Genomic DNA, 23,690 nt, shown 5'->3' on the forward strand with positions numbered 1-23,690 from the left:
CGAGACTCAAAATGCAGTGCGACAAACCACTCAATCTCGAGAGGAATTACTCGCGGCCAAGCTAGTGAAGAAATTAGAAACGGTTACCGCCGAGTCGACAAATTCGCTCTATGATGCACTGCTCGCATCATTGGGCAAACCTCACGCGTCACTTCAACTCCCTTATGCGACCAAACCTGATGTATCGGTTATTCTTCCCGTTGGGATAGACAAAGCTGATCTTTACCAATTTGTTGGTGCTCTACTGTTAGGTCACAACGACCTTACCTACCAGCTTATTTGGCCAACCAGCTCACCAGACAGCGTAGACATTGCCAACCTAACCCTTGTCTCGTTGACGGATGAATTAGCACCTGCATCAGCGCTACAGTTGGCATTAAACTCTGCACTTGCTCCAGTTACTATTGTATGTCCGCATAACATTGAACTTGACTCGCATTGCCTGGAAACACTGCAACAATCACTAAGCCAAACAGACATTGGCTTTGTTGGAAGTAGCCTTCAAGATTATCACGGCTACATCATTGATACTGGTATTGATGGCTGTCGAGACAGTCACGTCACCGAGTTAGAGCTGGCATCACACTGTCGCCACCGTTATGTGCGGCCAATAGACTACAGTTTAGTAGCTCCGTCAGCGTATCGTACCGAACAAATTGCGGCCTTGGGTATTAACCCAGAGTCTCAATCAATATCGGATGTATTGATTGATTGGCAAACACGTTTACGCGACATACAGCTATTAGGGATGTACCAACCTAATGCGATTGCTCGAGGGCAAGAGCTGGCTCAGCACTGGCGATATCATCAAAAAGAGGCGAATACTCTCGCAAGACATTTAGCCAAGCGGCACAATACGCAAACTCTCACCGTAGAAGGTCGAGCAGTACTCGGAACCATACTCGTCATTGACGCCCAGACCCCAACGCCCGACAGCGACGCTGGTTCCTATGCCGCCATTCAGGAAATAAAACTTCTTCAGGCTCTTGGCTACCATGTTGTATTTATTCCTCTGAAGATGTCGTTCGAACCCCGCTACACAGAAAGGCTTCAAAGCATGGGGATAGAGGTATGTTATGCCCCATATTACCGTTCATTTCTGGACGCGATATTGGATCATTTGCCAACCTCCAGTGCCGTTTACATTACAAGGCATCATGTTGCGTCACAGTGCCTAGAGACTATTCGAACACACGCCCCTGATGTGCCGGTGCTGTTCAACAATGCTGATTTACACTTCCTGCGCGAAATCCGCTCGGCACTCTCCATGCCAGCTGAATCAGAAGATCAGAAAAGAATCCAGCAACAGTTACTTAATGCAGCCTTGGAGACAAAAAACAGTGAGCTGGATGTCATGAAGCAAGCCAATGCGGTACTCTCATACAATGATTCAGAACACGCAGTCATTACCTCACACTTATTGACCCAAGATAAGATATTTAAGTGTCCTTGGGTATTAGAGGCGAAGGAAAAACAGTGTCAGTTCCAGAGTAGTCAAGGTATTGCATTTTTGGGCGGATACAAACATTGGCCCAATGTTGAAGCCGTAGAATTTTTCTTGGAACACGTTTTCCCAGCACTCGTTGAGCAAGCACCAGATATTAACGTTTATTTATATGGCAGTCATATGCCGGACACTTTCCAACGCTTTTCTCACCCAAATCTACACTTGATTGGGTTTGTCGAAAACCTTGATGATGTATTTTTAAATCATCGTCTATTCATCGCACCACTTCTGTCGGGTGCAGGAATCAAGGGAAAAGTTCTCGAGTCGGCAGCATACGGTACGCCGAGTGTGCTCTCACCTATCGCTGCTGAAAGTACCGGCTTATCGATAACATCAACACTCTGATTGCAGATACGCCACAGGAATGGATTGCAAAAATCACTGAGCTATATAGTAATGAGCCGCTTTGGCAACAACTTTCATGCAACGCACACACGCTCGCAAATGAGCAATACTCATTTCAAAACGGATTACGAAAAATGGCCGATGCTTTCCACTTTGTCGGCTTAGCACGATAGACCAAGATCTCCATCAAAAAGGAACACTTCAGTAGTATTATGAACAGACGTATTTTTATCACGGCCATTCGGATTGTTCCGAAGCGGTTACAAAGTAAAGCTCTTGGGAAAGCCCTTAACTTCCTGTTTACTGAAAACCCTATAAAGGTAGATGACGGGACAACGCTAGCCATCAAGCTTGAGGAAATCAAAGACCCATGGCACTTTGTCAGCGAAGGTCACAAACTCAGTGCGATCTCAAAAGCACCCGTTTGTTCTGATATCTCTGTCGAGTCTAATCTAGACACTGTGCTATCACTCCAAACAAAAGAAGAACTCAACAACGCTATTGTCAATAACCAGATATCCATTAGTGGCCACAATAAGGCTGCGCTACTTTCCGCTATTTCAGAGCTACGTCAACAAACCATGGATGATCTGGTCAATAGCGGCTATCGATTCTTGAGACTAAAGCAGCCACCACGCTTAGATATCCATGCCGTCAGTTTCGCGGATGTCAGGAATCAACAAGATGTCGACTTTTTACGTGATGAAGCAATACGTCTGGAAAATAAAGATATTAGGCTGGCGCTCAAGTTAATGGAAATTGCGCACAAAGCACGACCAAACGGCCCTGTTATCTCACAAAAAGTACAACAATATCGTCAAAAAGTGAGCAGCCTTTAATCACCACCAGCACAACGTATATATCATCTAATTTACTTCGCATTATACAAAAACAACGGTAACATCATGTCGGCTTACAAACTTAGCAACCCCATCAAAAACTATGAATGGGGCTGTAAAAACTCGCTAAACAAACTTTTTGGGTGCAGTAACCCAGACAATGCGCCTCAGGCCGAACTCTGGATGGGTGCACATGCTAATGGCTGCTCTGAACTTCAATCCAACGCTATGTCATTAGCCACATATATAGAGACTGCACCCCATAAGACGCTAGGTGAATACACCGCGCAGCGATACAAAGCCCTCCCTTTTTTGTTCAAAGTACTTGCCGCTGATGCGCCTCTATCAATACAAGTGCATCCGAGTAAAGACAAAGCAGAAGTTGGATTTAGACGAGAGGACCAAATTGGCCTCGCAATCACTGACGCTAAGCGCAATTACAAGGATGACAACCATAAACCAGAACTGGTCTATGCAATTACTTCTTATAAGGCCATGAACGGTTTCAGACCAATCAATCACATTCTGAATTTGTTTGAAGAGCTCTACCTTCCATCACTACATGAGGAACTAAGTGCTTTTCAGCAGTCACCAAATACAGAAGGTCTCAAGGCGTTTTTCTCCAAATTGCTTACGCTAAATGATGACAAACTGTCACAGGCCATCAACGAGCTGTCTCATCACTTTCAACGCCCAGATTTATCCTCAATGGCAAAAGAAGCTTTAGAGTACAGTCAGTCCTTTACTCAGCATTTCATCAATGATGTTGGAATACTTTCTCCGTTGGTATTGAATACAATAGAGCTGGCTCCCGGTGAAGCCATGTTTCTTCATGCTGAAACACCGCACGCTTATGTTCGCGGCACCGCACTGGAAATTATGGCAAACTCAGACAATGTCTTGCGGGCAGGCCTCACACCAAAGCATATTGATGTACAAGAGCTATTGGACAACACGCTCTTTGAGCCAATTGAACCAGAGAATTTAAAGCTAAACCCCGCTCTTTCTGACGGACGGGCTCACTTCCCAGTTCCGGTAGATGACTTTGCATTCGACATTCTTTCTGTTGGCCAAACACAAAAAGTACAGCACCTTCGAAGCGCAGAGATTCTTTTTTGCATTGACGGTGAAGTGGTTATTGAGACCTCAGAGACAACAGTTACTCTTAGAGCCGGAGAGTCTGCGTTTATTCCTTGCTCCACATTCAAATACCAATACAGTGGTGTAGGAAAGCTCGCTCGAGCTTACAACTAGATAATAAAACATAAAGGACAACGTCAACCATGATCAAACACTGCCTATTCCCCGCAGCAGGCTACGGTACCCGCTTTCTACCGGCTACAAAGTCAATGCCAAAAGAAATGATGCCGGTCGTGAATAAGCCACTTATCGAGTATGGTGTCGAAGAGGCGATTCAAGCAGGCATGAACCATATGGCCATCGTCACTGGGCGTGGTAAACACACGCTCATGGATCACTTTGATAAAAACTATGAGCTAGAGCACCAAATCAGTGGCACCGCCAAAGAGTCGCTGCTTACCGACATTCGTTCTCTCATAGATTCTGCGTCTTATACTTACATTCGACAGCGAGAAATGAAAGGTCTGGGTCATGCAATTCTGACGGGTAAAGAACTAGTTGGCGATAACCCTTTCGCGGTGGTGTTAGCAGACGATTTGTGTGTAAATAAAGATGATGGCGTTCTTTCGCAGATGGTGAAGCTTTACAACAAGTTTCGCTGCTCTATTGTCGCGGTTGAAGAAGTGCCTGAATCAGAAACCCACAAATATGGCGTCATTGCCGGTGAACAGCTGAAAGACAATCTGTTCCGTGTGGATAACATGGTTGAAAAGCCAGAGCCTGGAAGCGCTCCAAGTAACCTTGCCATCATTGGCCGTTACATCCTCACTCCAGATATTTTCGAACACATCGAAAATACCGAGCCAGGCAAAGGCGGCGAAATTCAAATTACGGATGCGCTGTTAAAGCAAGCCCAACAAGGGTGTGTGATGGCATATAAATTTGAAGGCAAGCGTTTTCGACTGTGGTAGTGTTGAAGGGTACATGGATGCGACGAATTATTGTTACCAGAATATTTATCTTACCTCCCAAAATCCAGAACGCCCTGAACACACAAACCTTGAGAGCGACAATTACACAAACTTACCTAAAGAACCAGCTCTTACTTAGGTAAGTTCATTAGAACATGCTAACGTCATAGCAATACACGGAGAAGCCCAGTGCTAAACTTATTTCGTAAGGTCAAACATAAAATGACCAAGCATAATGATTATGTGCCACCCCACTCGTTTCAGTACCACCTAGATGTGACAGAAAAGCATCTTGTATCTGGATGGGCGCTTGATACAGCAAACCCAGAAAGACCTGTCCACCTTGCATTCAAGAACGGTGACAAAACATTTTGCGAGGTGTTCGCTGATAAGCCACGTGAAGATCTCAAGACAGCTAGCCTTCCAAGCGATACGTGTTCGTTTGAAGTCACACCCGACCTACCACAAAAAGATCTGAGTTCAATTGTCGCTGACCTGTATATAAATGGGTTAAAAGTCAATCAGTCCCCATTATATTTTCACTCAACTACGACAAACTTCTGGGGTATTTGAGAGAAGATCTTCTCAATGCTTCAGCATCTTCTTAGCCAAAGAACACGTGGCAATGTAAGCAAGCATCTAAGCTTTGTTTCAGCTGTGTAAGCGTTGGTTTTACACAGCTGGAATGAGCACGTTTCGCTCATTAACCAACCTAATGAGCCATCTCCTCCTATCTGCACCACTTATTCCCAATGGCACTTTGTTAGCATATTGCGAGCGCTAGAGACATCCTGTATTCTCTATTACCTAAATAAAAACCTGTTGACTGGATTTATTAATAGGCTTTCTCCAGAACAAAAACCACTACGCAAAATGGATGCGTCAATACTGTGAAACCATAGGGCGGTAGCGTTCCCAATCACAGCTTACGGCTAGGACAATGTATTAAATGGCTATAGAATCACTGCGACAGGTGGGGCAAACCTTCGCCTCTCCTGTACTTACTTTCTTTTCTCAGCAACTCGCTCAGTTTCCCTCCAATCACTACTTTTTTCTTGCCCGCGAAGGATATTGGCTCGAACAAGCTTACGATACTTATCAGCACGCACGCGGTGTAAAGACAAACTCTCAATATCTACTGGCATCTCGAGCTTTTCTGTTCAAGTTAGGCCTTATTGAGCCTAAGAGTTATGACATTTCACTCGACTTCTCTTTCTCGGGTAGTCTTTATGAGCTAATGCGCACGCGCTTTATGCTCAGTGATGTCAGCATCCGTAAACTGTTCGATGAGAAACAACAAACGAAAAGTATCGTATTACCCCACGATTTAAAGAACGTTGCTCAACTACTACAGGAAAAGCTGCCACAGCTAGAAGCAATCATTGCACCATCAATGAATGCCTACCGTCACTATCTATCGAGCCTTGGTTTTTTCGACCATAAGCAGGTTCATTTAGTTGATCTTGGTTACAGTGGCAGCATTCAGACACTGCTAAGTCTACTGTTTCATGTCGACTCGGTAGGGCACTACTTAATTGCCTCAAAGCCAGGTCAACACACGCATAGCGGCAACCAATTAACCATGAAAGGCTACTTGAATGAGGGAAGTAAGCTTGGTGAAGGTTACACGCCATTGGATCGCTCAATGCTGTTGGAGGCTGTGCTGACAGCTCCAACAGGTCAGTTTCAGGATATTCGTTTTGATGAAACCGGTGAGCAAACCTACCAGTTTTTCTTTGGACGTAAAGTTCGCTCACAGCACAACTTCCACACGTTGGAAGCGATGATGAAAGCCGCTCTTGAAAGCATCGAGCAACATTCCGCTCTCGATATTTCATTTGAAAAACAAGAAGTAGAGCAAATTCTCACTTCACACATGAAAAAACAAGGCATGTTCCCGCGCAGTTGCTGGGAAGTATTTTCTCTCGATGATGACATCGCAGGAGAAGGCACACTGGACGCATTAGATTTTTGGGGACTAAAACGATGAACTACCGAGCAATGGTAAAGCACAAATTACCACTGGCAGAAAAACTGCTGCGTAAGAACCCAATGTTAATGCGCTTGGCGGTGAGAACTGAGTCTCACCTCATCAAACGACAACTTAAAAAACAAACCAAACAGCTGCAAGGCACCGTCGCTGCGCTATCAACCGACCAAATAGAACTGTTACAAGATGCCAAAAAACAAGGCATGTTCGACCGTAAGTGGTACGAAGATGCCCAACAGCGCGTATTTAATAGCGAACTTGAGGCATTTGGTGACTACCTAAGTAAAAGCCGCTTTTGTGGTGTGAGCCCAAGTCCAGCATTCGATAACCTTCACTACTTAAAAGCCAATCCAGACGTCTATCACTCTGGGTTACCACCGCTAGCCCATTATCTCGCTACCGGTCGTCACGAGGGACGATCTTCACGACCGTTCTTACCGAACTGGACACCAACAGACAAGCTGATAACCCCTGTAGACATCAAGGCGATTGAGTCATTAAACATCGCCCTTTGCCTACACGTGTTTTACGATGACTTTCTCGATTACTATCTCGAATGCCTTGAGACTTTCCCGACAAAAGTGGATGTCTTTGTGTCGGTGACCAGTGAAACATCAAAGACGCTCGCTGAAACGAAGCTAAATCAATGTGATAACGTCAAGAAACTTGAAGTCGCTATTGTGCCGAACCACGGGCGAAATTTCGGACCGTTACTGGTCGAGTTTGCCGAGCAATTGATGCAGTATGATCTTTTCGCTCACCTCCATTCTAAGAAATCCCTTTATTCTGGTCGCCAACAAACACAATGGGCAGACTATTTAGGTGAGTTCTTGCTCAAAGACGCGCATCGTGTCGCTCAAATGCTCACGTATTTTGCTCAAAACAAAGACTGCGGCATTTATTACCCAACATCCTTTTTCATGATGCCAGACTGGGTAAACCACTGGCTTAAGAACAAACCTTTTAAGCAGCGATTCTTTGAAGAATGGCAGATCGAACATCATGACGACTTCCTTGCTTACCCTGTGGGTGGAATGTTTTGGGCAAGGCCTTCGGCTCTCAAGCCGCTGTTGGACAAAACCTACCAATACGATGATTTCCCGGCTGAGCCACTGCCCAATGATGGCTCAGAGCTTCATGCACTTGAACGTTGTATTGGCCTGCTTGCAGAGAAAACCGGTCACAAGCAACTGTTTTATATACCAGAGTTAGGTTCTTTTACTCATGACCAAAGTTTTGTCTTCTCAAATTATGTGAATACAAAGCAGCAACTTATGGATAAAGTCAGACCTTTTGACATCATCTCATTCGATGTGTTTGATACATTGGTACGCCGCAGCCATTTCGTCCCAGATTACGCCAAGCTCAAATTCGGACAACAGCTCGAAAAAGAGGGGCTGGTGGCCAGTGCCCATGAATTCGTGAAACTTCGCAACAACGCCGAATTTGAAGTGCGTAAAGAGACAAACTTCCAAGGCGATGTGAATATTTTTCAAGTGTATGACAAGCTAGGTCAGCACTTCGACTGGTCAGCCGAGCAAGCGCAGCAATACGCTGAAGTAGAGTTTGGTTACGATCTTGCGATGATTGAAAGCAAAGACGAAGTCGTAGACATATTAAACACGCTCATTGGCGCAGGAAAAACGGTCTATATTATCTCTGATACTTATTACAGTGAGCATCAAATCGTACTCATGCTGCGTAAAGCAGGGGTCACCAATGGCTATCAGCTTTATGTCTCCTCAGAGATGGGACTGCGCAAAGACAACGGCAGTATGTGGTCATATATGCAAGGTCACCTTAAAAACAAGGGCAGCTTTGTACACATTGGTGACAATGCCGTCGCCGATGCACAAATCCCCGGTGACTTTGGTTTGGCGAACCTCCATATTCTTAACCCACTTGATAAGTGGCAAGCAGCCGGCTTTGAGAACCCTCTCGTCGGTAAAGATGAATTAAACGAACAATTAATTGCAAAATGGGGACCAATGATCAGTAGCTTTGGTCGTTACCCGTTTTTTGGTGAATAACCCATTATGAGCATCAATCTAAATCAACCTAAGACCCTTATTTTCCACCCTGGAATTGGTAAAACAGCAACAAGCGCAATTCAAACCATAGGACTTGAGTTACCTACAAACAATTCGGGACAGGCCTGTTTTTCACCGTATGGCGTTTATGGCGGTGCACACAATCATTTTGCCTCTGTTCACCCTGGGTTTAGCCCAGCGATTTTTGAAAAGGAATGGAAGGAACTACTCAACTTTGCTGTTAACAGAGATACCAGCACCATAGTCTCTAGCGAATTTTTAATTCGAGACAATGCAAATCATATCGGATATATGTTAAAGGATGCGCTAAAAAGTGGCTTACAGGTCAAGGTATTGTTTGCAATAAGAGATTACACCGACTATCTAAAATCCGCTTACCTTCAAGCGGTTAAGGTGCAGTGGGGACTGCGCCAAAATGAGCATATTTTCGATTTTTGTCATCGAGAACTGAATCAGATACGTCTCCCTGAAAAACTCGATATCTGGGCAAGGCATATCGGCGACGAAAATATTTACATTAAAGAGTTTACTCGTGACTCTAAAGATTTTGTTCGGAGCTTTTTTTCTGACATTGACATCACATTGCCTGTCGAAGTATCGACGAATCAAAAGGTCAACTCTTCCATACCTTTTGAGGCAGCACAAACGCTGCGCGCATTCGATCGAGTCTGTAACGATGTAGAAAAGCGAAAGGAGCTGATCTCATTTTTGTCAAACATTGACTACGATGGCAAACATCAACAATCGGTCAGTAATAAAATAAAGAAAGAAATCACTCGTAATACTTATCAGCATGACTGTGAACGATTAAAAGCACGATATCAATGGATTGAAAGCAAATGATTGAAATGAACTACCAAGATCCTGTGGCTCGAAGAGTAAAGCATGATTACTCTTTAAAACTTAAAGACTATATTACTCCAATATGTGGTTCAGATATCAGTGATACGCGCCTCTATCAATCTAGTTTTACTAAGTTCACTCCTAGGTACAAAATAGAAGATAACGTTCTATTACTACCTTATAATGAATCTTATCACATCCCTTCTAGCGGTTTTTTCGAGCATTGGGCATATGATAATCACCTTAACCCAATTCTTATTGCTGATCACTACAAACCTGTGTTGAGAGGATATCGAGATCACTCACAATTGCCTATTTATCCTTTCCGAAAAAATTTGCCAAAAACTTATTTGAGCGGTAGCTATTACTATATGGGGATGCTCAATCCACACTATGGACACTTTATCCAAGAATCAATTACTCGTATTTGGCTAGCATTGAAGAAACCAGGGATTCTACAAGAAAACACTAAATTTGTATTCCATGTCTTTAGTAACTTTACTAAAGAAGCTGAGGATAAATTCTTTCAATCCAACTTAATGGAGTTCTGTCATGCACTCGGGTTGCAAAGAGAAAATATCACGTTCGTAAGAGAACCTACGATTTTTGAGCATATGGTTATCCCAGAGTCATCGGTCTCCGTAAGCGATGGGAACTGCTATCTATCAGACGAAGCAAAACATGTGTGGAACACAATAAACCGCAACATGTCAAACAGCAATAGCAGCGGTTCAAACCCACCTAACAAAAAGATCTATCTAAGTAGAAAAGCGGTGAAAAACCCTATTCAAGGGCGTATCTTGGAGAATGAAGGTGAAGTGGAACGATTTTTTGAAATTTCTGGGTTTGACATTGTTACCCCTGAGCTATTAACCCAAAAAGAGATGCAGACTATTCTATCTGAGACTTCTTTTATAGCGGGAAACCCTGGTTCTGGTCTTCAAAATTCATTTTTCATTCCACACGCAGCGACCACTCTGGGGTTAACTTGCTTGCCTATAATGAGAATTAACCCAGGTCTAAATCACCAAGTAAACACCGACCTTATTTGTGGTCATCGTAGCCTTGGATATTGTACCCCTGATGATTTGATATCAGTATCAAGCAATGAAATAAAGTGGCGCATAGACATAGAAAATTTGGAACGTTCACTTGAGTTGTATTTATAATCGAGGTAGTTTTGTTTAAGCACGTTATCATCCACCTGGGTCTACATAAAACAGGCACAACTTCAATTCAGAGAACGCTTAGAAAGAATTACAACGCACTACTAAATAATGGTATTGCATACCCTCAGCTCACCATAGCTACGTTCAAACCAGCCAATCATTCTTGGCCTATAATAAATCTAGTAAGTGACAAACCATCTTTATACCACCTAAATATAAGACACAGAATTAAACAGATAGAAATTTCAACATCAAATAGCTCTAACCTAAACGAGTTACAAAGTCTATCTTCGACAAGTAGAACTCTCTTGATTTCTGCTGAGGGGATATCAAATTTAGATACCCCTCATCTTGAGAGGTTAAAAAAACTGATTGAGTCTATCGCCGATCAAGAAGCAACCTTTGAGTTTCACTACTTCAAACGAGATATTGGTAACTATATTACCAGTGTTGTTCAAGAACGACTAAAAGGTGGAACGTTGGAGCAATCTATCTTTGATGGGCTAAATGCAAGCAAAATGAGTAATGACTACTTGCGCATTGATGCTCTCAAACGCACTTTCCCTCAATCGATAATCACTGAACATAGTTTTGAAGAAGCATGTAAATATAAGCGTGGATTAGAGCAGTATTTCCTCGAAAAAGTAGTAGGTTACAAGCAATCATATAAATCAGTCAAGATGAGTAATGAAAGCTTGAGTGCTCAATCTTATGAACTTATTCAAAATTACATATCAAACTCTAATCAATATCAGGAAGTCCCCCTATCAGGGAGTGACTATCAAAAAAACATACACCTACTATCTATGATTTCTGGCGACAAGTTCAGGCTAAACCATAGGCATGTTAAAGGTATAACAGCACTCGACAATAAGCACCTTCTTGAAGAAAATATTTTATCATCGCATGTAAAACAACCAGAAGACTGTTGGGAAAAATTTGATTTCAACAGCACATGCAAGCACTTAATAATAGTAAACGATGAATGTCGAAAGATATCACTAAAATACTTGAACAATGTTGCTTTAAACTTCAAAAACAACTCTCCAACAACATCAGCCAAGATCATCTCATTGATAATCACAGTAAAACTTGGAGTCATGGCGCGTTCGATATTAAAAGCCTCGAAAATTAAGTTAAAAAAAATCCACTCAGAATGAAAACTTGCCAAGAACTATATCCACAAGCAAAGGATACACGATGATTAGAGCTAGTAACCTTACCAAATTCTATCCTTCAGAGCTTGGGAATCAGTATATTTTTGAGAACCTAACTTCACCTTCCCTAGCAACCGGAATATCGCTATTTTGGGCTCTAACGGCGCAGGCAAGTCCACGTTATTTAGAATCCTTGCTGGCAGTGAATACCCAAATAAAGGCAAAGTGGTCACTGACAAATCCATTTCTTGGCCTGTCGCTTGGCGACGGGTATTCACCCACAGATGACCGGACGAGAAAATACCCGCTTTATCGGTCGAGTGAATGGTGTAGACAACCTAGCGGAATACGAAGAAAAAGTTAGAGACTTTGCAGAGCTTGGCATCAAGTACGATCTCCCTGTCAAAAGCTACTCCAGCGGTATGCGTTCTCGTTTGGCCTTTGGGTGTTGCATCGCTATCGATTTTGACGTCTATTTGATTGATGAAGCGACCTCTGTCGGCGATCCAAAATTTAAACGTAAGGCCAAACAAGCGCTACTAGATAAGTCTCGAACGGCCAATGTGATCATGGTGAGCCATGACATAAAGGAAATTCGACAATTTTGTGACAGCGCCGTTATTCTGCACCAAGGGAAGCTCGAGTACTTCGAGGACTTAGAGCAGGCTTTAGAGGTGTATAGCACTCTATAGGCTTATGCAGGTTGATATACTCTCGACTTATTCGTGAGCCCAATTTATGTTAGCCTTTGACAACATATCAAGAAGGAATGCAAACAGGTTACGACCTTTAGCAAAAACAGACACTATGGAAAAAAATAGACTTACCCACCTTAAGGCTTTAGAAGCTGAATCCATTCAAATCATGCGCGAAGTCGCTGCTGAATTCGATAACCCTGTTATGCTTTACTCCATCGGTAAAGATTCATCGGTTCTATTGCATTTGGCGCGAAAAGCGTTTTACCCAGGAAAGATCCCTTTCCCGTTGATGCACGTTGATACTAACTGGAAATTCAAAGAGATGATTGAGTTCCGTGATCGACTGGCAGAAGAGTATGATTTCGATCTTATCGTGCATAAGAACCAACGCGGACTTGACATGGATATCAGCCCGTTTGTTCACGGTAGTGCAAAGCACACAGATATCATGAAAACAGAATCGCTCAAGCAAGCTCTAGACAAGCATGGCTTTGATGCGGCATTCGGCGGCGCAAGACGCGACGAAGAAAAATCGCGAGCTAAAGAGCGCGTTTACTCGTTCCGAGATAAAAACCATCGCTGGGATCCGAAAAACCAACGTCCTGAGCTTTGGAATATCTACAACTCTAAGGTAGAAAAAGGCGAAAGCATCCGTGTATTCCCGCTTTCTAACTGGACAGAACTTGATATTTGGCAGTACATCTATCTGGAAAATATTGAAATTGTTCCTCTTTACCTCTCTGCTCCGCGCCCTGTTGTCGAGCGAGACGGTACTCTCATTATGGTCGATGATGAGCGTATGCCACTTAAAGAAGGCGAAGAACCAGAAATGAAGATGGTTCGCTTCCGTACGCTTGGTTGTTACCCACTGACTGGCGCCGTTGAGTCTGAAGCGCAAACGCTTCCTGAAATCATCCAAGAAATGCTTCTTTGTACCACTTCTGAGCGCCAAGGGCGCGTCATCGACCACGATTCTGCTGGCTCGATGGAAAAAAAGAAGATGGAAGGTTACTTCTAGGAACAGCTAGAAGTTTGTAGCTATCAGCTGACAGCGGTGTGAAGTTAGTCGTTCAGGACTCTCTGTACCCAGTAACATAGCGGAAGGTATGACTCGCACAAGCGATCGTGAAAAGATCCGCTTTTTAGAAATCTGTCGTTCATCACTAGCTGAAACCAGAACACAAATTTATATTGGCTCGCAAATAGGTTATTTACCTAAAGATATTGCAAACCTGTGGCTCAACGAAACTAAAGAGATCGCAGCCATGCTAACTGGGCTAATGAAAAGTATTAAGCAGGAAGGGGCAAGCTAACAGCTAACAGCTAACAGCTAACAGCTAACAGCTAACAGCTTATCGCCCCTTCTTTCTAAAAGGAATTAAAAATGTCACACACATCAAACCTAATTGCTGAAGATATCCAAGAATATCTTCGAGTTCACGAAAACAAAGATCTGCTGCGTTTTTTAACGTGCGGCAGCGTTGATGATGGTAAATCAACACTGATTGGTCGACTTCTGTATGATTCAAAGATGATTTTTGAAGATCATATGTCAGCGATCGAAAAAGACTCAAAGCGCTTCAATACCACCGACGAAGAATTCGACTTGGCGCTCTTAGTGGATGGTCTACAATCTGAACGAGAGCAAGGTATCACTATTGATGTTGCATATCGCTACTTCTCAACAGAACAACGTAAGTTTATCATCGCAGACACGCCAGGACACGAGCAGTACACCCGTAACATGGCCACCGGAGCTTCTACGTGTGACCTTGCAATCATCTTGATTGATGCTCGACACGGTGTACAAGTCCAAACTCGTCGTCACAGCTATATTTGTTCATTGCTAGGCATCAAGCATATCATTGTTGCCGTGAACAAGATGGATATTGTGGACTACGACCAAGATGTCTACAAAAAAATTAAAGATGACTACCGTGAGTTTGCAAAAGATTTAGAGTTCACAGATGTGCGCTTTGTGCCTATTTCTGCGCTAAAGGGCGATAACGTGGTCAACGAGAGTGAGCATATGCCTTGGTATCCTGGCTCCCCTCTAATGAAGCTTCTGAACTCGGTCAACATCCATCGTGGTGGTTTTGAACCGTTCCGATTCCCAGTTCAATATGTAAACCGCCCTAACCTAGACTTCCGCGGCTTCGCAGGAACAGTCGCTGCCGGGGACATTCGTGTCGGCGACTCTGTTGTGGCACTGCCTTCGGGCAAACAAAGTAAAGTAAAATCGATTGTTACTTTTGATGGCGACCTTGAAAAAGCACACGTCGATCAAGCGGTAACTATTACTCTGGAAGATGAGATCGACATTAGCCGTGGTGACATGCTGGTACGACCGCACGAGCAACCACAATCTAGCCAAATCGTTGATGCGGATGTTGTGTGGATGGCAGAAGAACCATTGCACGTTGATCGTCAGTATGAAATTAAGGTCGGTGCCAAATCAGTTTTTGGAGAAGTGCAAAGTATTTATCACAAAGTTGATGTCAACACGATGGAGAAAGAGGAGGCCAATCAGCTCGCTCTGAATGAGATTGGCCATTGTCAGATTGCCTTCACCGAAGCCGTCACCTTTGATGCGTATAATGAAAACCGCTCGACTGGAGCCTTCATTATCATCGATAGACTCACCAACATCACTGTTGGCGCGGGTATGATTCGCAACGCCCATAAAGGTCTAATTTCAGCACAAGCACCGAGTGAGTACTCTGAGTTTGAACTGGAACTGAATAAGCTCGTGACCAAGCACTTCCCACATTGGGGAGCGAAGACACTTAAGTAGTTATTGGTGCTGGAGGTTAGTCGCTAGCTTCTAGCTTCTAGCTTCTAGCTTCTAGCTTCTAGCTTCTAGCTTCTAGCTTCTAGCTTCCATCGTCCAATTATCCTCTGGCTACCTTAATGTTAGTTTTTATCATATTTATTCTCACTATTGCGGGGTTGATTCGCTATCAACAAAGACCCGCGATGGTTTTTGGCGTTGCTTTTATGGTGCTGTTTGCATCCAACGCTGTATCCGCTAATGACGTACTCAATAGTATGTCTAACCAGGGACTCCTCACTCTTGTATTGCTAATGCTGTGTTCATTAGCGCTCGAAAAAACCCGCCTACTGCGACTTATCGCAACAAAAGTCCTTCACCAAAGTTACCTTCAAACTTGGTTTCGTCTATTTGGTATCACCGCCACTACTTCAGCCATCCTGAACAACACGGCTGTCGTCTCTACTATGCTCGCCCCGATAAGAAATAACCCTTACCACCCCGCGAGCAAGCTACTTCTTCCACTGTCGTACGCGGCTATTTTGGGCGGTACGCTCACTCTAGTCGGTACATCGACCAATCTCATTGTTAACAGCTTAGTTTTAGATTTTGGACTACCGTCACTGAAATTCTTTGACTTCACCAAGGTCGGGCTTATGTTGGTTGTTGCCTGCGGTTTAACATTACTCATCTGCAACCGCTGGCTACCAGCCTATCAACAGACGGCTGGAGAGTCTAAAAGCTACTTCATTGATGCTAAAGTCCTGGGTGGCTCCAGTCTAATTGGTCAATCCATCCAGCAGAATGGCTTACGTCATCTCGAGTCGTTATTTTTGGTTGAAATAGTCCGTAATGGACAACTGATAAGTCCAGTTACTCCCACTGAGCGATTGCAAGAAAATGATAGACTTATCTTTAGTGGTGATATCAACAAAGTCATGCAATTGAGTCAGTTTGATGGCCTCAAAACCTTCGCGCATGACAATGGTTTACCGCTTAACAACCTTACTGAAGTCGTTGTCAGGCCAGAGAGTAACCTTCTGGGTCAGACGCTAAAAAAAGTGGGATTTCGCGCCAAGTTCGATGCTGCCGTCGTGGCCATACGTCGCGATGGGCAACGAATATCAGGCAAGCTGGGTGACTCAAAAGTCATGGCTGGTGATGCTCTAGTTCTCGCGGTCGGCCCTGACTTTAAAAATCGACAAAACTTACAAAAGAACTTCATCGTTGTCAGCGGGCATGAACCAGAAGTCATGCTCTCTGGTTACAAAGAACTCCTAACATGCTTCGGTTTTTTGGGTACTATTCTCTTGTCTGCCTGCGGTGTAGTTTCACTGTTTAAGGGAGTTTGTTTACTTCTTGGCGTTTTACTCATTTGCAACTGCTTGAGTGTATCGGAGATACTTCGGCGTTTCCCGGTCGATATTTGGTTGATTATTGCTACCGCACTAGTCCTATCTCAGGCCATGTCTAATGCTGGAGGACAGCAAGTATTAGAACACCTCGTTCAACATTACTTGAATGACCTGTCACCGCTTACTGCTGTTATTGTGGTTTATATTCTTACCTGGCTTCTGACGGAGCTAGTCACCAATAATGCAGCGGCTGCCCTGTTATTCCCTGTTGCGCTTGGCTTATCTGAAGCGCTTGGGGCGAACAATACGGCTTTCATTATGGCGGTTGCATTTGGTGCTAGCGCTAGCTTCATAAGCCCCTACGGTTATCAAACAAACTTAATGGTATTTAATGCCGGAAAATATAAACTCAGCGACTTCGTAAAAATCGGGGCTCCTGTTAGCATCGTCTACGGCATAACGACGATTACCGGTATTTATTGGGTATATGCTTATAGCCAATACGCACTAAGTTTGAACAAATACAATGTTACTGACTGGAAAAGTAACGCATAGAACAATGTATAAAGAGGAACTATGACTTCACCATATATCGAAAAAGACACTCAGAGTGAAAAATCAAGTGATGTCGTCTGGCACCTAGCTTCTGTAAGCCACAACGAGCGCGTGTCGCAGCTCGGACAAAAGCCCGCGATTTTGTGGTTTACTGGACTGAGTGGCTCAGGAAAATCAACGATCGCTAACGCTGTTGACAAGATGTTATTTGATCTAGGTATCAAAACGTACCTCTTAGATGGTGATAATATTCGCCATGGCTTGAATGGTGATCTAGGTTTTAGTGACAATGATCGAGTAGAAAACATCCGCCGTGTGAGTGAAGTTGCAAAGCTCTTTGTTGACGCAGGTATCATAGTTTCAACTGCCTTTATTTCCCCTTTTACTTCTGACAGAAAAATTGCGAGGGATCTTGTTGACTCATCTCAGTTTATTGAGATTTTTATTGATACACCTCTCGACATTTGCGAGGCACGAGACCCGAAAGGCTTGTACAAGAAAGCTCGAGCAGGTGAAATCAAGCACTTTACAGGTATATCTTCGGCTTATGAGGAGCCAATAGCTCCTGAGATACATGTAAAGTGCGGAGAGAAGAGCATCGAGGAATGTGCGATTCAAATCGTAGAATATCTTCGAGAAAACAATTACATAAAGTGAGAATACCTTTACTCGGTCAAAGTGACACAAAGATGTCACGTTAATAACTCAATATAGTAAAACACAACGTTAAGGAACGAGCAGTGCTTACAACGACAGCTGGCGTGCTCACGGTATCGACCTTGAGCCTGTTATCAATGCGCAAAGCGGCGTTGCATTATGGCTTTGTGGATAGCCCATGCAATAGAAAAAGACATTCAGGTGAAATCCCGCTAGTGGGTGGTGCTTCGCTGTTCGTTTCAGTGGTTTTTATCTGCTTGACCCAACCCATGCTCGTACCCATGAGCTATGACTACCTTATTGGGGGGCGCTTTTAGTCCTCGTCGGTATGTTCGATGACAAGTATGATATTTCAGCGAGCTTGAGACTTGTATTGATGCTCTTCTTGGCTATTTGGCTTGCCAATGATGGGGGGCACAGCATAAACAACCTCGGAGACTTGGCGGGTTCCGGCAAGCTGGACATAAAAAGCGTTAGTGTTGCGTTTACGGCAGTCGCATTGATAGGGTGCATTACTGCATTCAACATGGTCGATGGCGCTGATGGGCTATTGAGCGTCCTTGCGAGTGTTACTCTTCTTGGTCTATCGGCAATATTCTATGCATCTGGGGAGTTGAATCTGACTTACTTTTGCTTGCTGTTTGTCTTGGCAATGGTGCCTTATGCCATCTGCAATCTAGATATTATCCCGAACCGATCATTACGAGTATTTATGGGTGACTCTGGCAGTTTCCTAATTGGATTTACCGTTATCTGGCTAATGATCGCTGCCACTGAAATGTCCGGAGAGCCTTCAGCGGAGCCCATCATGCGGCCTGTTACTGCACTTTGGCTTATTGCGGTGCCTCTCATGGATATGGCTATGGTGATGTTGCGAAGAATGAAAAACAGACGTTCACCATTTTCAGCCGATCGTCTGCACTTACATCATATCTGCGCGCGACTAAAAATGGGACGTTACCAAACCCTATTCATCATTGGTGGGGTTTCTCTAGCACACGCACTTGTTGGGATAGCCGGAGAGTTGTTGCAAGTTCGTGAGTCAATCATGCTGGCTCTGTTTCTGTTATCGTTCTCTCTATATGTTATCTCTATCAGTTACATATGGAAATTTACTACTTTCCTGAGACATCGTTTGAATATTCGCTAATGTTTTGTGTGGTTATTAAGCATTAAACAAACGATGTCAGACAGGGATAAAAGAGATTTAATCAACCTTGCTAGGTCTTGACGTCCAAGGTGATCTAGCATCAGTCACGCTAAATAGCTCATACTTACGCCCAAGCATCTGACCTCCATCTCGAGTTAGCGGCTGCCAGTTAAAGAACGCACGATTAGCACTCGGTTTGACCGTCATGATGTCAAACGGTATTGAGACATAAAAGCCTTTGGTAAAGCTACCTTCACCAAACTCTTCCGAGCTTAAGTTGGTAAAACTCGCGTAAGCGCCAGCAATCACGCCACTTTTAAACTGTTTTGAGAAGTCCAAACGAGTACCAACATCGCCTGCGAGGAACTGACCAAACCCAACTTTAAATAGCGTGCTGTCTAGGAATGACCACTGTGGCATGTAGTAGCCCGTAACAAAGCCCGTGGTTTGATTCACTGCTGCTTTGAATGGCCTGCCGAACTCTGGGATGTTTTGGTCTTCTTGGTCGAATACTCCAAAAGCGCTTCTTGGATCGCGCTGCGATACTAAATTGATGTCGGCGCTGATCGCCCAATTTCGATTTAGCGGACGATAAAGCAACTCACCACCTGCACCCGCAAACATAGTTTCTAAATAGCCACCATAGACTTGACCATAAAATCCATTGCCAAACTCTTGAAAGTACGTCGCTTGCAAGTTTTTCACCCATAAGGTGTTGTCAGACACATAAGCCTAAACAGGGTTCTAACCCTAGGTACGTTAGTGCCATCGGGCGGGACAATGTAATTAAACTTGTCGTAGTTATCGACAACATTCAAATGCACCGTGCCGGATAGATTGAGATTTTTCGTTGCCCAAACATCAGCCGTTCCATCGATACCCAACTCATACAGATAGAAATTCTCCGCAGAACCAATCGACTGCGCTAGCGTTGGTCTAAACGAGTATTGGAGGCGATCAAAGCCGTCATATTCTATTGCTGCTGTTTCCGTGCTGACATTGCTTTCGACCTCTTTCTCTGACATCGAGTCGGTAAGCTGACGATCTAGTGGCTGCTGCTGTGCTATTTTTTTGAATGTGTTGGCATCAATTTGTGTCTCGGTTTGCGGTAAATTGAGATTGGTTTCTATGATGTGGTAAGTGGTGATTTTAGCTGGAAGATGATTCGCTAAAATACGTGCTGCTCGCTCGCGCGCCTCGTCTCGGTCGCGGTATTTTTTCTGCTTACCGACAATCGTTACCGTCTCTCCGCTGCGCTCAATAGCCACATCATCATAGCCAGCAATCGCATTTAGCTCACCCGCCAGTTTGTCCCAATCAACCTCATCAACACTATTGGCGACTTGGGCGGGACGTGGTTCAGGCATGGGTTCATCCAACCAATACGCTTTGGTATCATTAAAATTAGTGCGAAGTGTCACACCCAACGCAACGGCATTGCCACGCTGATAGCTAGCGCGAATATCTCCCCAGTCACCAACACGATACAACGCACCAAAGTTCCAGGGTGTTGCCGGCGTCATGTCAACGCCGGCCCGCACTACTGGGAAATCTTGAGAGTAGTCATTCGAGTCATATTCAAGTTTGAGACGCAGCGGTTGCCAAGGTGTTTGGTATTCGATGCCACCAAACAATGCTGCAGGACCTTTAAACCAGCGCTCATAATCCACCATCCCCCTGTCCCTTTCGCATCTAAGGGGCGTGTACAATATCCGTCACTCATCTTACAAAATGGGTTAGCGATATTATCGCGAGTGCCAAGGTAACCCCAGCCCATCCCTAACGTGAAATCGACATTACCAAAGCGCTTTGTGGCTGCAACAAACTCACCATCGAAGAGTCCTGTGCCGCCGAAGTCTCTAAAACCTACCGAGGTTTCTGGTAGGTAGTCGCCCTCTTCTAACAAGCGGATCTTAAAGTCGATCCCCTTGTCGGTGTATTTGGTATCGCCACTAAAGCTCGGGTCGCTGCTGTAAAGTAAATCCTGAACCAAGGTGTAGCGAATGGTGGTTTCAAACCAAGGCATCAGCTGTAAGCTAACGTTGTATTTATGATAATGCTCGGTCCAGTCACCATTAATACTAAACTCGCCTTCTGCGGCCATTCGCCCTGTTGGCATTTGCATCAGACCGACACCACCGAAATCCGATTGCGATGGCGACAATGTTGCGGGTTCAAACACATCACCATAGGACGTCGTACTTAACACTGTGGCGATTGCCGCAGACAATATTGAAGGCGTTAATCGCTTATTATTCATTGTGATTTACCTTGTGGCGCAGCAAGTCCGCTATGTCTTGATTTAGGCTTGAAAACTCTGATGGAAGGGATTTAAAAGGCACGTAGACTATTGCACCGGGTGCCAAAAAATGAGGCTCGAAGTTCCATACACCATAAGCAACTTCAATCACTTTGCCGTCTGGCTGAATGACGAATGCGGTGCTGTGACTGGCACTGTCTAAGCGAATGTCACCCAGCGCATTAAAGTAATCCGCTAAGAACCATTGTGCTTTATGAACAATGCTCTCCGACTGCTCGACTGCACCTAAAAAGTTTATCTTGTTATTGCGAGCGCCAATATTGAGTTGATAGTGACCCAGCAATTGTGGATTGCCGTTTCGTAGCGATTGCACCAAGTCATAGTCGAGCGATGCGAACTCGCGGTAGTGAAATTGCGAGCGTTCGATTTGATCTAGAATCTTGTCGGTACCCATGCTCGCATCGCGTGCTTGGAGCGCTTTAAGCTGAGCGACGACTTGGGCTTTTTTGCTATCAATAGACGATTGTTTATCTAGGGAGAATAACTGAGCTTGCAAATAGTCCAACTGCACATTCGCGAGCCGTGCTTGGTTGTTGGTGTCTCTTAGGATCGTATCCAGCCGTGCTGGTTGAGGGTACTCCAACCTAACCGACTGCTGCGGCAGCATGATTGACAACTCGGCACTGCTCGCTGGGAAAGTTGCGGCAAATGTAATAAAAACAATAAGGGGATAAGCCATTACTCGCGGCAGCATTGCTTGCGACAACTTTGCTTGCGACAACATTAGCCGCGATAGGAAGCGGCTATTTAGCCCTCTAATATTGCACCATCCGTGATAGAACATGCGGTTTCCTTAATCGATATCAGCGTCGAGATAAAAGCCTAGTGGCGACGGTGCTATCAAAGTGATTACATCGAAGGTTGTTTTAATACTGTGAATTCGACTTTGGCCATTTGCGGGCCGATGTACTCTATCGAGCGGACGGTGTTACCCGTTTCGCTGTCTTGCCAATATTCATTGATTAGCGGCTGATCAAGCGCATCAAACCGCACTCGCTCGCGGTATTTTTCTGTTTGATAGCTGGCAACAGCGGTATTGATGGTTTCGTTGCCATCAGCCCATCGATTGGCAATGCCTTGATATCCATAACGGTAGTCTGGCATCCAATCATAATTTACTTGCCATGAGTTGGCGGTTTGCTCGGTTCTGGTGACGCCTTGGAGGTTATCGCCATAAAGGCCGATGGTTTTCACTAACCTGCCCTTTTCGTAGACAAACAAAGCACGGTCTGAAGACATCCATTTATACTGAGTGACACCTGTCGCGGTGTTAGGCTCCGCAAACGCCAAAACCACAAAGATCTGGGCGCCATCGTTAATTCGAATGTATGCACTGGCGTAGGAGAGAGCCTTGATTTGCTCGGCCGTCATCACAATATCATCGGCACCTAAAAAAGCCTCAGATAAGGTGGCGTTGACGTCTTGGAAACGCTGCGAGCAAGCTGTCAACGTTAATATCGAACACATGATGAGCGTGGATTTAAACTTCAATACATCATCCCGCAGTAGATCAAGCGCAAGCTAAGGCGCTACATGAGAGTGGAAAACTGCTCAACTCGACAAAGTGGAGTAAAAAACCGTTAAGCGAAAATAACGCTCTCTCTACAAGCTGTATGTAAAGAGAGCGTGCATCAACAACAATTACTGAGTGTTAGTTACTGTTGTTGTTGTTGCATTGTTGTCTTCCGCTGAAGCAACAGCAACTACTGCTACTGCAGCTGCAGTACCAATTACAATACCGCCAGTCATAGCTGAACCTGCTGCTGCACCACCTGCGCCAGCGCCTGCTGCGCCGCCTTCAGCTTCTGCAAATGCTGGGCTAGCCATACCTGCTGCAATCGCCATGATTAATGCGATTTTTTTCATGGTTATTTCCTTTTACTCAATTATCGATAATTCAGTGCATCTAATTGAACGCACTGACTTTCAATGTTAGTCCATTGTATAAAGCATTGTAAACGGTATTATTTTTACACCTTTCTGACAAATGATATTTTTTGAGCGTTTGATCACGGTTTTTGGGAAGAGCGGTCCTTGGTCCTGGGAAAAGAGTGGGTATTGGTTCTCGTTGCTAGTAATGTGGTTCGAGAGCGAGTGTTGATTTGAGGGAGTAAATCTTAGTTTTCACAGCTCTGCTAGAAAGTCCGCGATGTCTTTCACTCCCCCTAGAACCAAGGACCTAGGACCATAGAACCAATCCCTTAACCAATTCTTTTACCAATTTCCCAACAAC

At 44.4% G+C, this 23,690-nt stretch carries 20 protein-coding genes and 3 pseudogenes; 19 read left to right on the forward strand and 4 right to left on the reverse strand.

Annotated features, from left to right (window positions below; all coding sequences use genetic code 11):
- Window positions 1–64 precede the first annotated feature (64 nt).
- The 19 genes and pseudogenes from TZ48_RS04935 (at window position 65) to TZ48_RS05020 (ending at window position 19,137) form a co-directional block, all read left to right on the forward strand.
- Entirely contained in the window at window positions 65–1,852 is a 1,788-nt protein-coding gene (locus tag TZ48_RS04935) for a glycosyltransferase (RefSeq protein WP_162674497.1), read from the forward strand.
- Window positions 1,853–2,064: 212 nt separating this feature from the next.
- A complete protein-coding gene (locus TZ48_RS04940; RefSeq protein ID WP_112478450.1) occupies window positions 2,065–2,691 on the forward strand; it encodes a hypothetical protein in 627 nt (208 codons plus the stop codon).
- 66 nt (window positions 2,692–2,757) lie between these two features.
- Window positions 2,758–3,945 (forward strand): mannose-6-phosphate isomerase, class I, encoded by a 1,188-nt coding sequence (gene manA, locus TZ48_RS04945; RefSeq protein WP_112478451.1) that lies wholly within the window; start codon window positions 2,758–2,760, stop codon window positions 3,943–3,945.
- Window positions 3,946–3,974: 29 nt separating this feature from the next.
- Window positions 3,975–4,881: pseudogene (gene galU, locus TZ48_RS04950) on the forward strand (UTP--glucose-1-phosphate uridylyltransferase GalU).
- Between the two features lie 83 nt (window positions 4,882–4,964).
- Window positions 4,965–5,315 (forward strand): hypothetical protein, encoded by a 351-nt coding sequence (locus TZ48_RS04955; protein WP_162674498.1) that lies wholly within the window; start codon window positions 4,965–4,967, stop codon window positions 5,313–5,315.
- Window positions 5,316–5,691: 376 nt separating this feature from the next.
- Window positions 5,692–6,732, forward strand: a complete 1,041-nt coding sequence (locus tag TZ48_RS04960; protein ID WP_112478453.1) for an HAD family hydrolase — start codon at window positions 5,692–5,694, stop codon at window positions 6,730–6,732.
- Entirely contained in the window at window positions 6,729–8,762 is a 2,034-nt protein-coding gene (locus tag TZ48_RS04965) for a rhamnan synthesis F family protein (RefSeq protein ID WP_112478454.1), read from the forward strand. The genes TZ48_RS04960 and TZ48_RS04965 overlap by 4 nt, the downstream gene beginning before the upstream one ends.
- 6 nt (window positions 8,763–8,768) lie before the next feature.
- Entirely contained in the window at window positions 8,769–9,626 is an 858-nt protein-coding gene (locus TZ48_RS04970; RefSeq protein WP_112478455.1) for a hypothetical protein, read from the forward strand.
- Window positions 9,623–10,795, forward strand: a complete 1,173-nt coding sequence (locus tag TZ48_RS04975; protein ID WP_112478456.1) for a glycosyltransferase 61 family protein — start codon at window positions 9,623–9,625, stop codon at window positions 10,793–10,795. Before TZ48_RS04970 ends, TZ48_RS04975 begins: the two co-directional genes overlap by 4 nt.
- Before the next feature lie 308 nt (window positions 10,796–11,103).
- Window positions 11,104–11,955: a hypothetical protein gene (locus TZ48_RS04980; protein ID WP_112478457.1), complete on the forward strand. Its 852-nt coding sequence runs from the start codon at window positions 11,104–11,106 to the stop codon at window positions 11,953–11,955.
- A 147-nt stretch (window positions 11,956–12,102) separates the two neighbouring features.
- On the forward strand, window positions 12,103–12,240 hold the full coding sequence (locus TZ48_RS24760; protein WP_239670711.1) for an ATP-binding cassette domain-containing protein: 138 nt from the start codon (window positions 12,103–12,105) through the stop codon (window positions 12,238–12,240).
- Window positions 12,213–12,644, forward strand: coding sequence for an ABC transporter ATP-binding protein (locus TZ48_RS04985; RefSeq protein ID WP_239670712.1), 432 nt, complete (start codon window positions 12,213–12,215; stop codon window positions 12,642–12,644). Before TZ48_RS24760 ends, TZ48_RS04985 begins: the two co-directional genes overlap by 28 nt.
- Window positions 12,645–12,759: 115 nt before the next feature.
- On the forward strand, window positions 12,760–13,668 hold the full coding sequence (gene cysD, locus TZ48_RS04990) for a sulfate adenylyltransferase subunit CysD (RefSeq protein WP_112478458.1): 909 nt from the start codon (window positions 12,760–12,762) through the stop codon (window positions 13,666–13,668).
- A 58-nt stretch (window positions 13,669–13,726) separates the two neighbouring features.
- Window positions 13,727–13,963: pseudogene (locus tag TZ48_RS04995) on the forward strand (four helix bundle protein); the annotation flags it as partial.
- A gap of 71 nt (window positions 13,964–14,034) precedes the next feature.
- The gene (gene cysN, locus TZ48_RS05000) at window positions 14,035–15,444 is read left to right on the forward strand and encodes a sulfate adenylyltransferase subunit CysN (RefSeq protein ID WP_112478460.1); all 1,410 of its coding nucleotides are present in this window, start codon (window positions 14,035–14,037) and stop codon (window positions 15,442–15,444) included.
- A gap of 116 nt (window positions 15,445–15,560) precedes the next feature.
- Window positions 15,561–17,330: an SLC13 family permease gene (locus TZ48_RS05005; RefSeq protein WP_112478461.1), complete on the forward strand. Its 1,770-nt coding sequence runs from the start codon at window positions 15,561–15,563 to the stop codon at window positions 17,328–17,330.
- A 21-nt stretch (window positions 17,331–17,351) separates the two neighbouring features.
- Window positions 17,352–17,987: an adenylyl-sulfate kinase gene (gene cysC, locus TZ48_RS05010; RefSeq protein ID WP_112478462.1), complete on the forward strand. Its 636-nt coding sequence runs from the start codon at window positions 17,352–17,354 to the stop codon at window positions 17,985–17,987.
- A gap of 83 nt (window positions 17,988–18,070) precedes the next feature.
- Window positions 18,071–18,304, forward strand: coding sequence for an MraY family glycosyltransferase (locus TZ48_RS05015; RefSeq protein WP_112478463.1), 234 nt, complete (start codon window positions 18,071–18,073; stop codon window positions 18,302–18,304).
- Between the two features lie 11 nt (window positions 18,305–18,315).
- Window positions 18,316–19,137, forward strand: coding sequence for an undecaprenyl-phosphate alpha-N-acetylglucosaminyl 1-phosphate transferase (locus tag TZ48_RS05020; RefSeq protein WP_112478464.1), 822 nt, complete (start codon window positions 18,316–18,318; stop codon window positions 19,135–19,137).
- 57 nt (window positions 19,138–19,194) lie between these two features.
- On the opposite strand, the pseudogene TZ48_RS05025 reads toward TZ48_RS05020, so the two are convergent.
- The 4 genes and pseudogenes from TZ48_RS05025 to TZ48_RS05040 form a co-directional block, all read right to left on the reverse strand.
- Window positions 19,195–21,397: pseudogene (locus tag TZ48_RS05025) on the reverse strand (YjbH domain-containing protein).
- Window positions 21,390–22,241, reverse strand: a complete 852-nt coding sequence (locus TZ48_RS05030; RefSeq protein ID WP_112478465.1) for a capsule biosynthesis GfcC family protein — start codon at window positions 22,239–22,241, stop codon at window positions 21,390–21,392. Before TZ48_RS05030 ends, TZ48_RS05025 begins: the two are co-directional and overlap by 8 nt.
- Window positions 22,242–22,306: 65 nt before the next feature.
- Window positions 22,307–22,948 carry a YjbF family lipoprotein gene (locus TZ48_RS05035; protein WP_162674499.1) on the reverse strand — a complete coding sequence of 214 codons (642 nt, stop codon included), beginning with the start codon at window positions 22,946–22,948 and terminating at the stop codon, window positions 22,307–22,309.
- A gap of 150 nt (window positions 22,949–23,098) precedes the next feature.
- Window positions 23,099–23,323, reverse strand: a complete 225-nt coding sequence (locus TZ48_RS05040; RefSeq protein WP_112478467.1) for a hypothetical protein — start codon at window positions 23,321–23,323, stop codon at window positions 23,099–23,101.
- Window positions 23,324–23,690 lie beyond the last annotated feature (367 nt).

It is taken from the genome of Vibrio variabilis, from assembly GCF_003263785.1.
In the GTDB taxonomy this organism is placed as follows: domain Bacteria; phylum Pseudomonadota; class Gammaproteobacteria; order Enterobacterales; family Vibrionaceae; genus Vibrio; species Vibrio variabilis.

Excerpts from the sequence above, each read along its gene's own strand:
- TZ48_RS04940 (WP_112478450.1), top strand. The coding sequence starts at position 2,065 with ATGAACAGACGTATTTTTATCACGGCCATTCGGATTGTTCCGAAGCGG.
- manA (WP_112478451.1), top strand. The coding sequence starts at position 2,758 with ATGTCGGCTTACAAACTTAGCAACCCCATCAAAAACTATGAATGGGGC.
- TZ48_RS04955 (WP_162674498.1), top strand. The coding sequence starts at position 4,965 with ATGACCAAGCATAATGATTATGTGCCACCCCACTCGTTTCAGTACCAC.
- TZ48_RS04960 (WP_112478453.1), top strand. The coding sequence starts at position 5,692 with ATGGCTATAGAATCACTGCGACAGGTGGGGCAAACCTTCGCCTCTCCT.
- TZ48_RS04965 (WP_112478454.1), top strand. The coding sequence starts at position 6,729 with ATGAACTACCGAGCAATGGTAAAGCACAAATTACCACTGGCAGAAAAA.
- TZ48_RS04970 (WP_112478455.1), top strand. The coding sequence starts at position 8,769 with ATGAGCATCAATCTAAATCAACCTAAGACCCTTATTTTCCACCCTGGA.
- TZ48_RS04975 (WP_112478456.1), top strand. The coding sequence starts at position 9,623 with ATGATTGAAATGAACTACCAAGATCCTGTGGCTCGAAGAGTAAAGCAT.
- cysD (WP_112478458.1), top strand. The coding sequence starts at position 12,760 with ATGGAAAAAAATAGACTTACCCACCTTAAGGCTTTAGAAGCTGAATCC.
- cysN (WP_112478460.1), top strand. The coding sequence starts at position 14,035 with ATGTCACACACATCAAACCTAATTGCTGAAGATATCCAAGAATATCTT.
- TZ48_RS05005 (WP_112478461.1), top strand. The coding sequence starts at position 15,561 with ATGTTAGTTTTTATCATATTTATTCTCACTATTGCGGGGTTGATTCGC.
- cysC (WP_112478462.1), top strand. The coding sequence starts at position 17,352 with ATGACTTCACCATATATCGAAAAAGACACTCAGAGTGAAAAATCAAGT.
- TZ48_RS05020 (WP_112478464.1), top strand. The coding sequence starts at position 18,316 with ATGTTCGATGACAAGTATGATATTTCAGCGAGCTTGAGACTTGTATTG.
- TZ48_RS05030 (WP_112478465.1), bottom strand. The coding sequence starts at position 22,241 with ATGTTCTATCACGGATGGTGCAATATTAGAGGGCTAAATAGCCGCTTC.
- TZ48_RS05040 (WP_112478467.1), bottom strand. The coding sequence starts at position 23,323 with ATGAAAAAAATCGCATTAATCATGGCGATTGCAGCAGGTATGGCTAGC.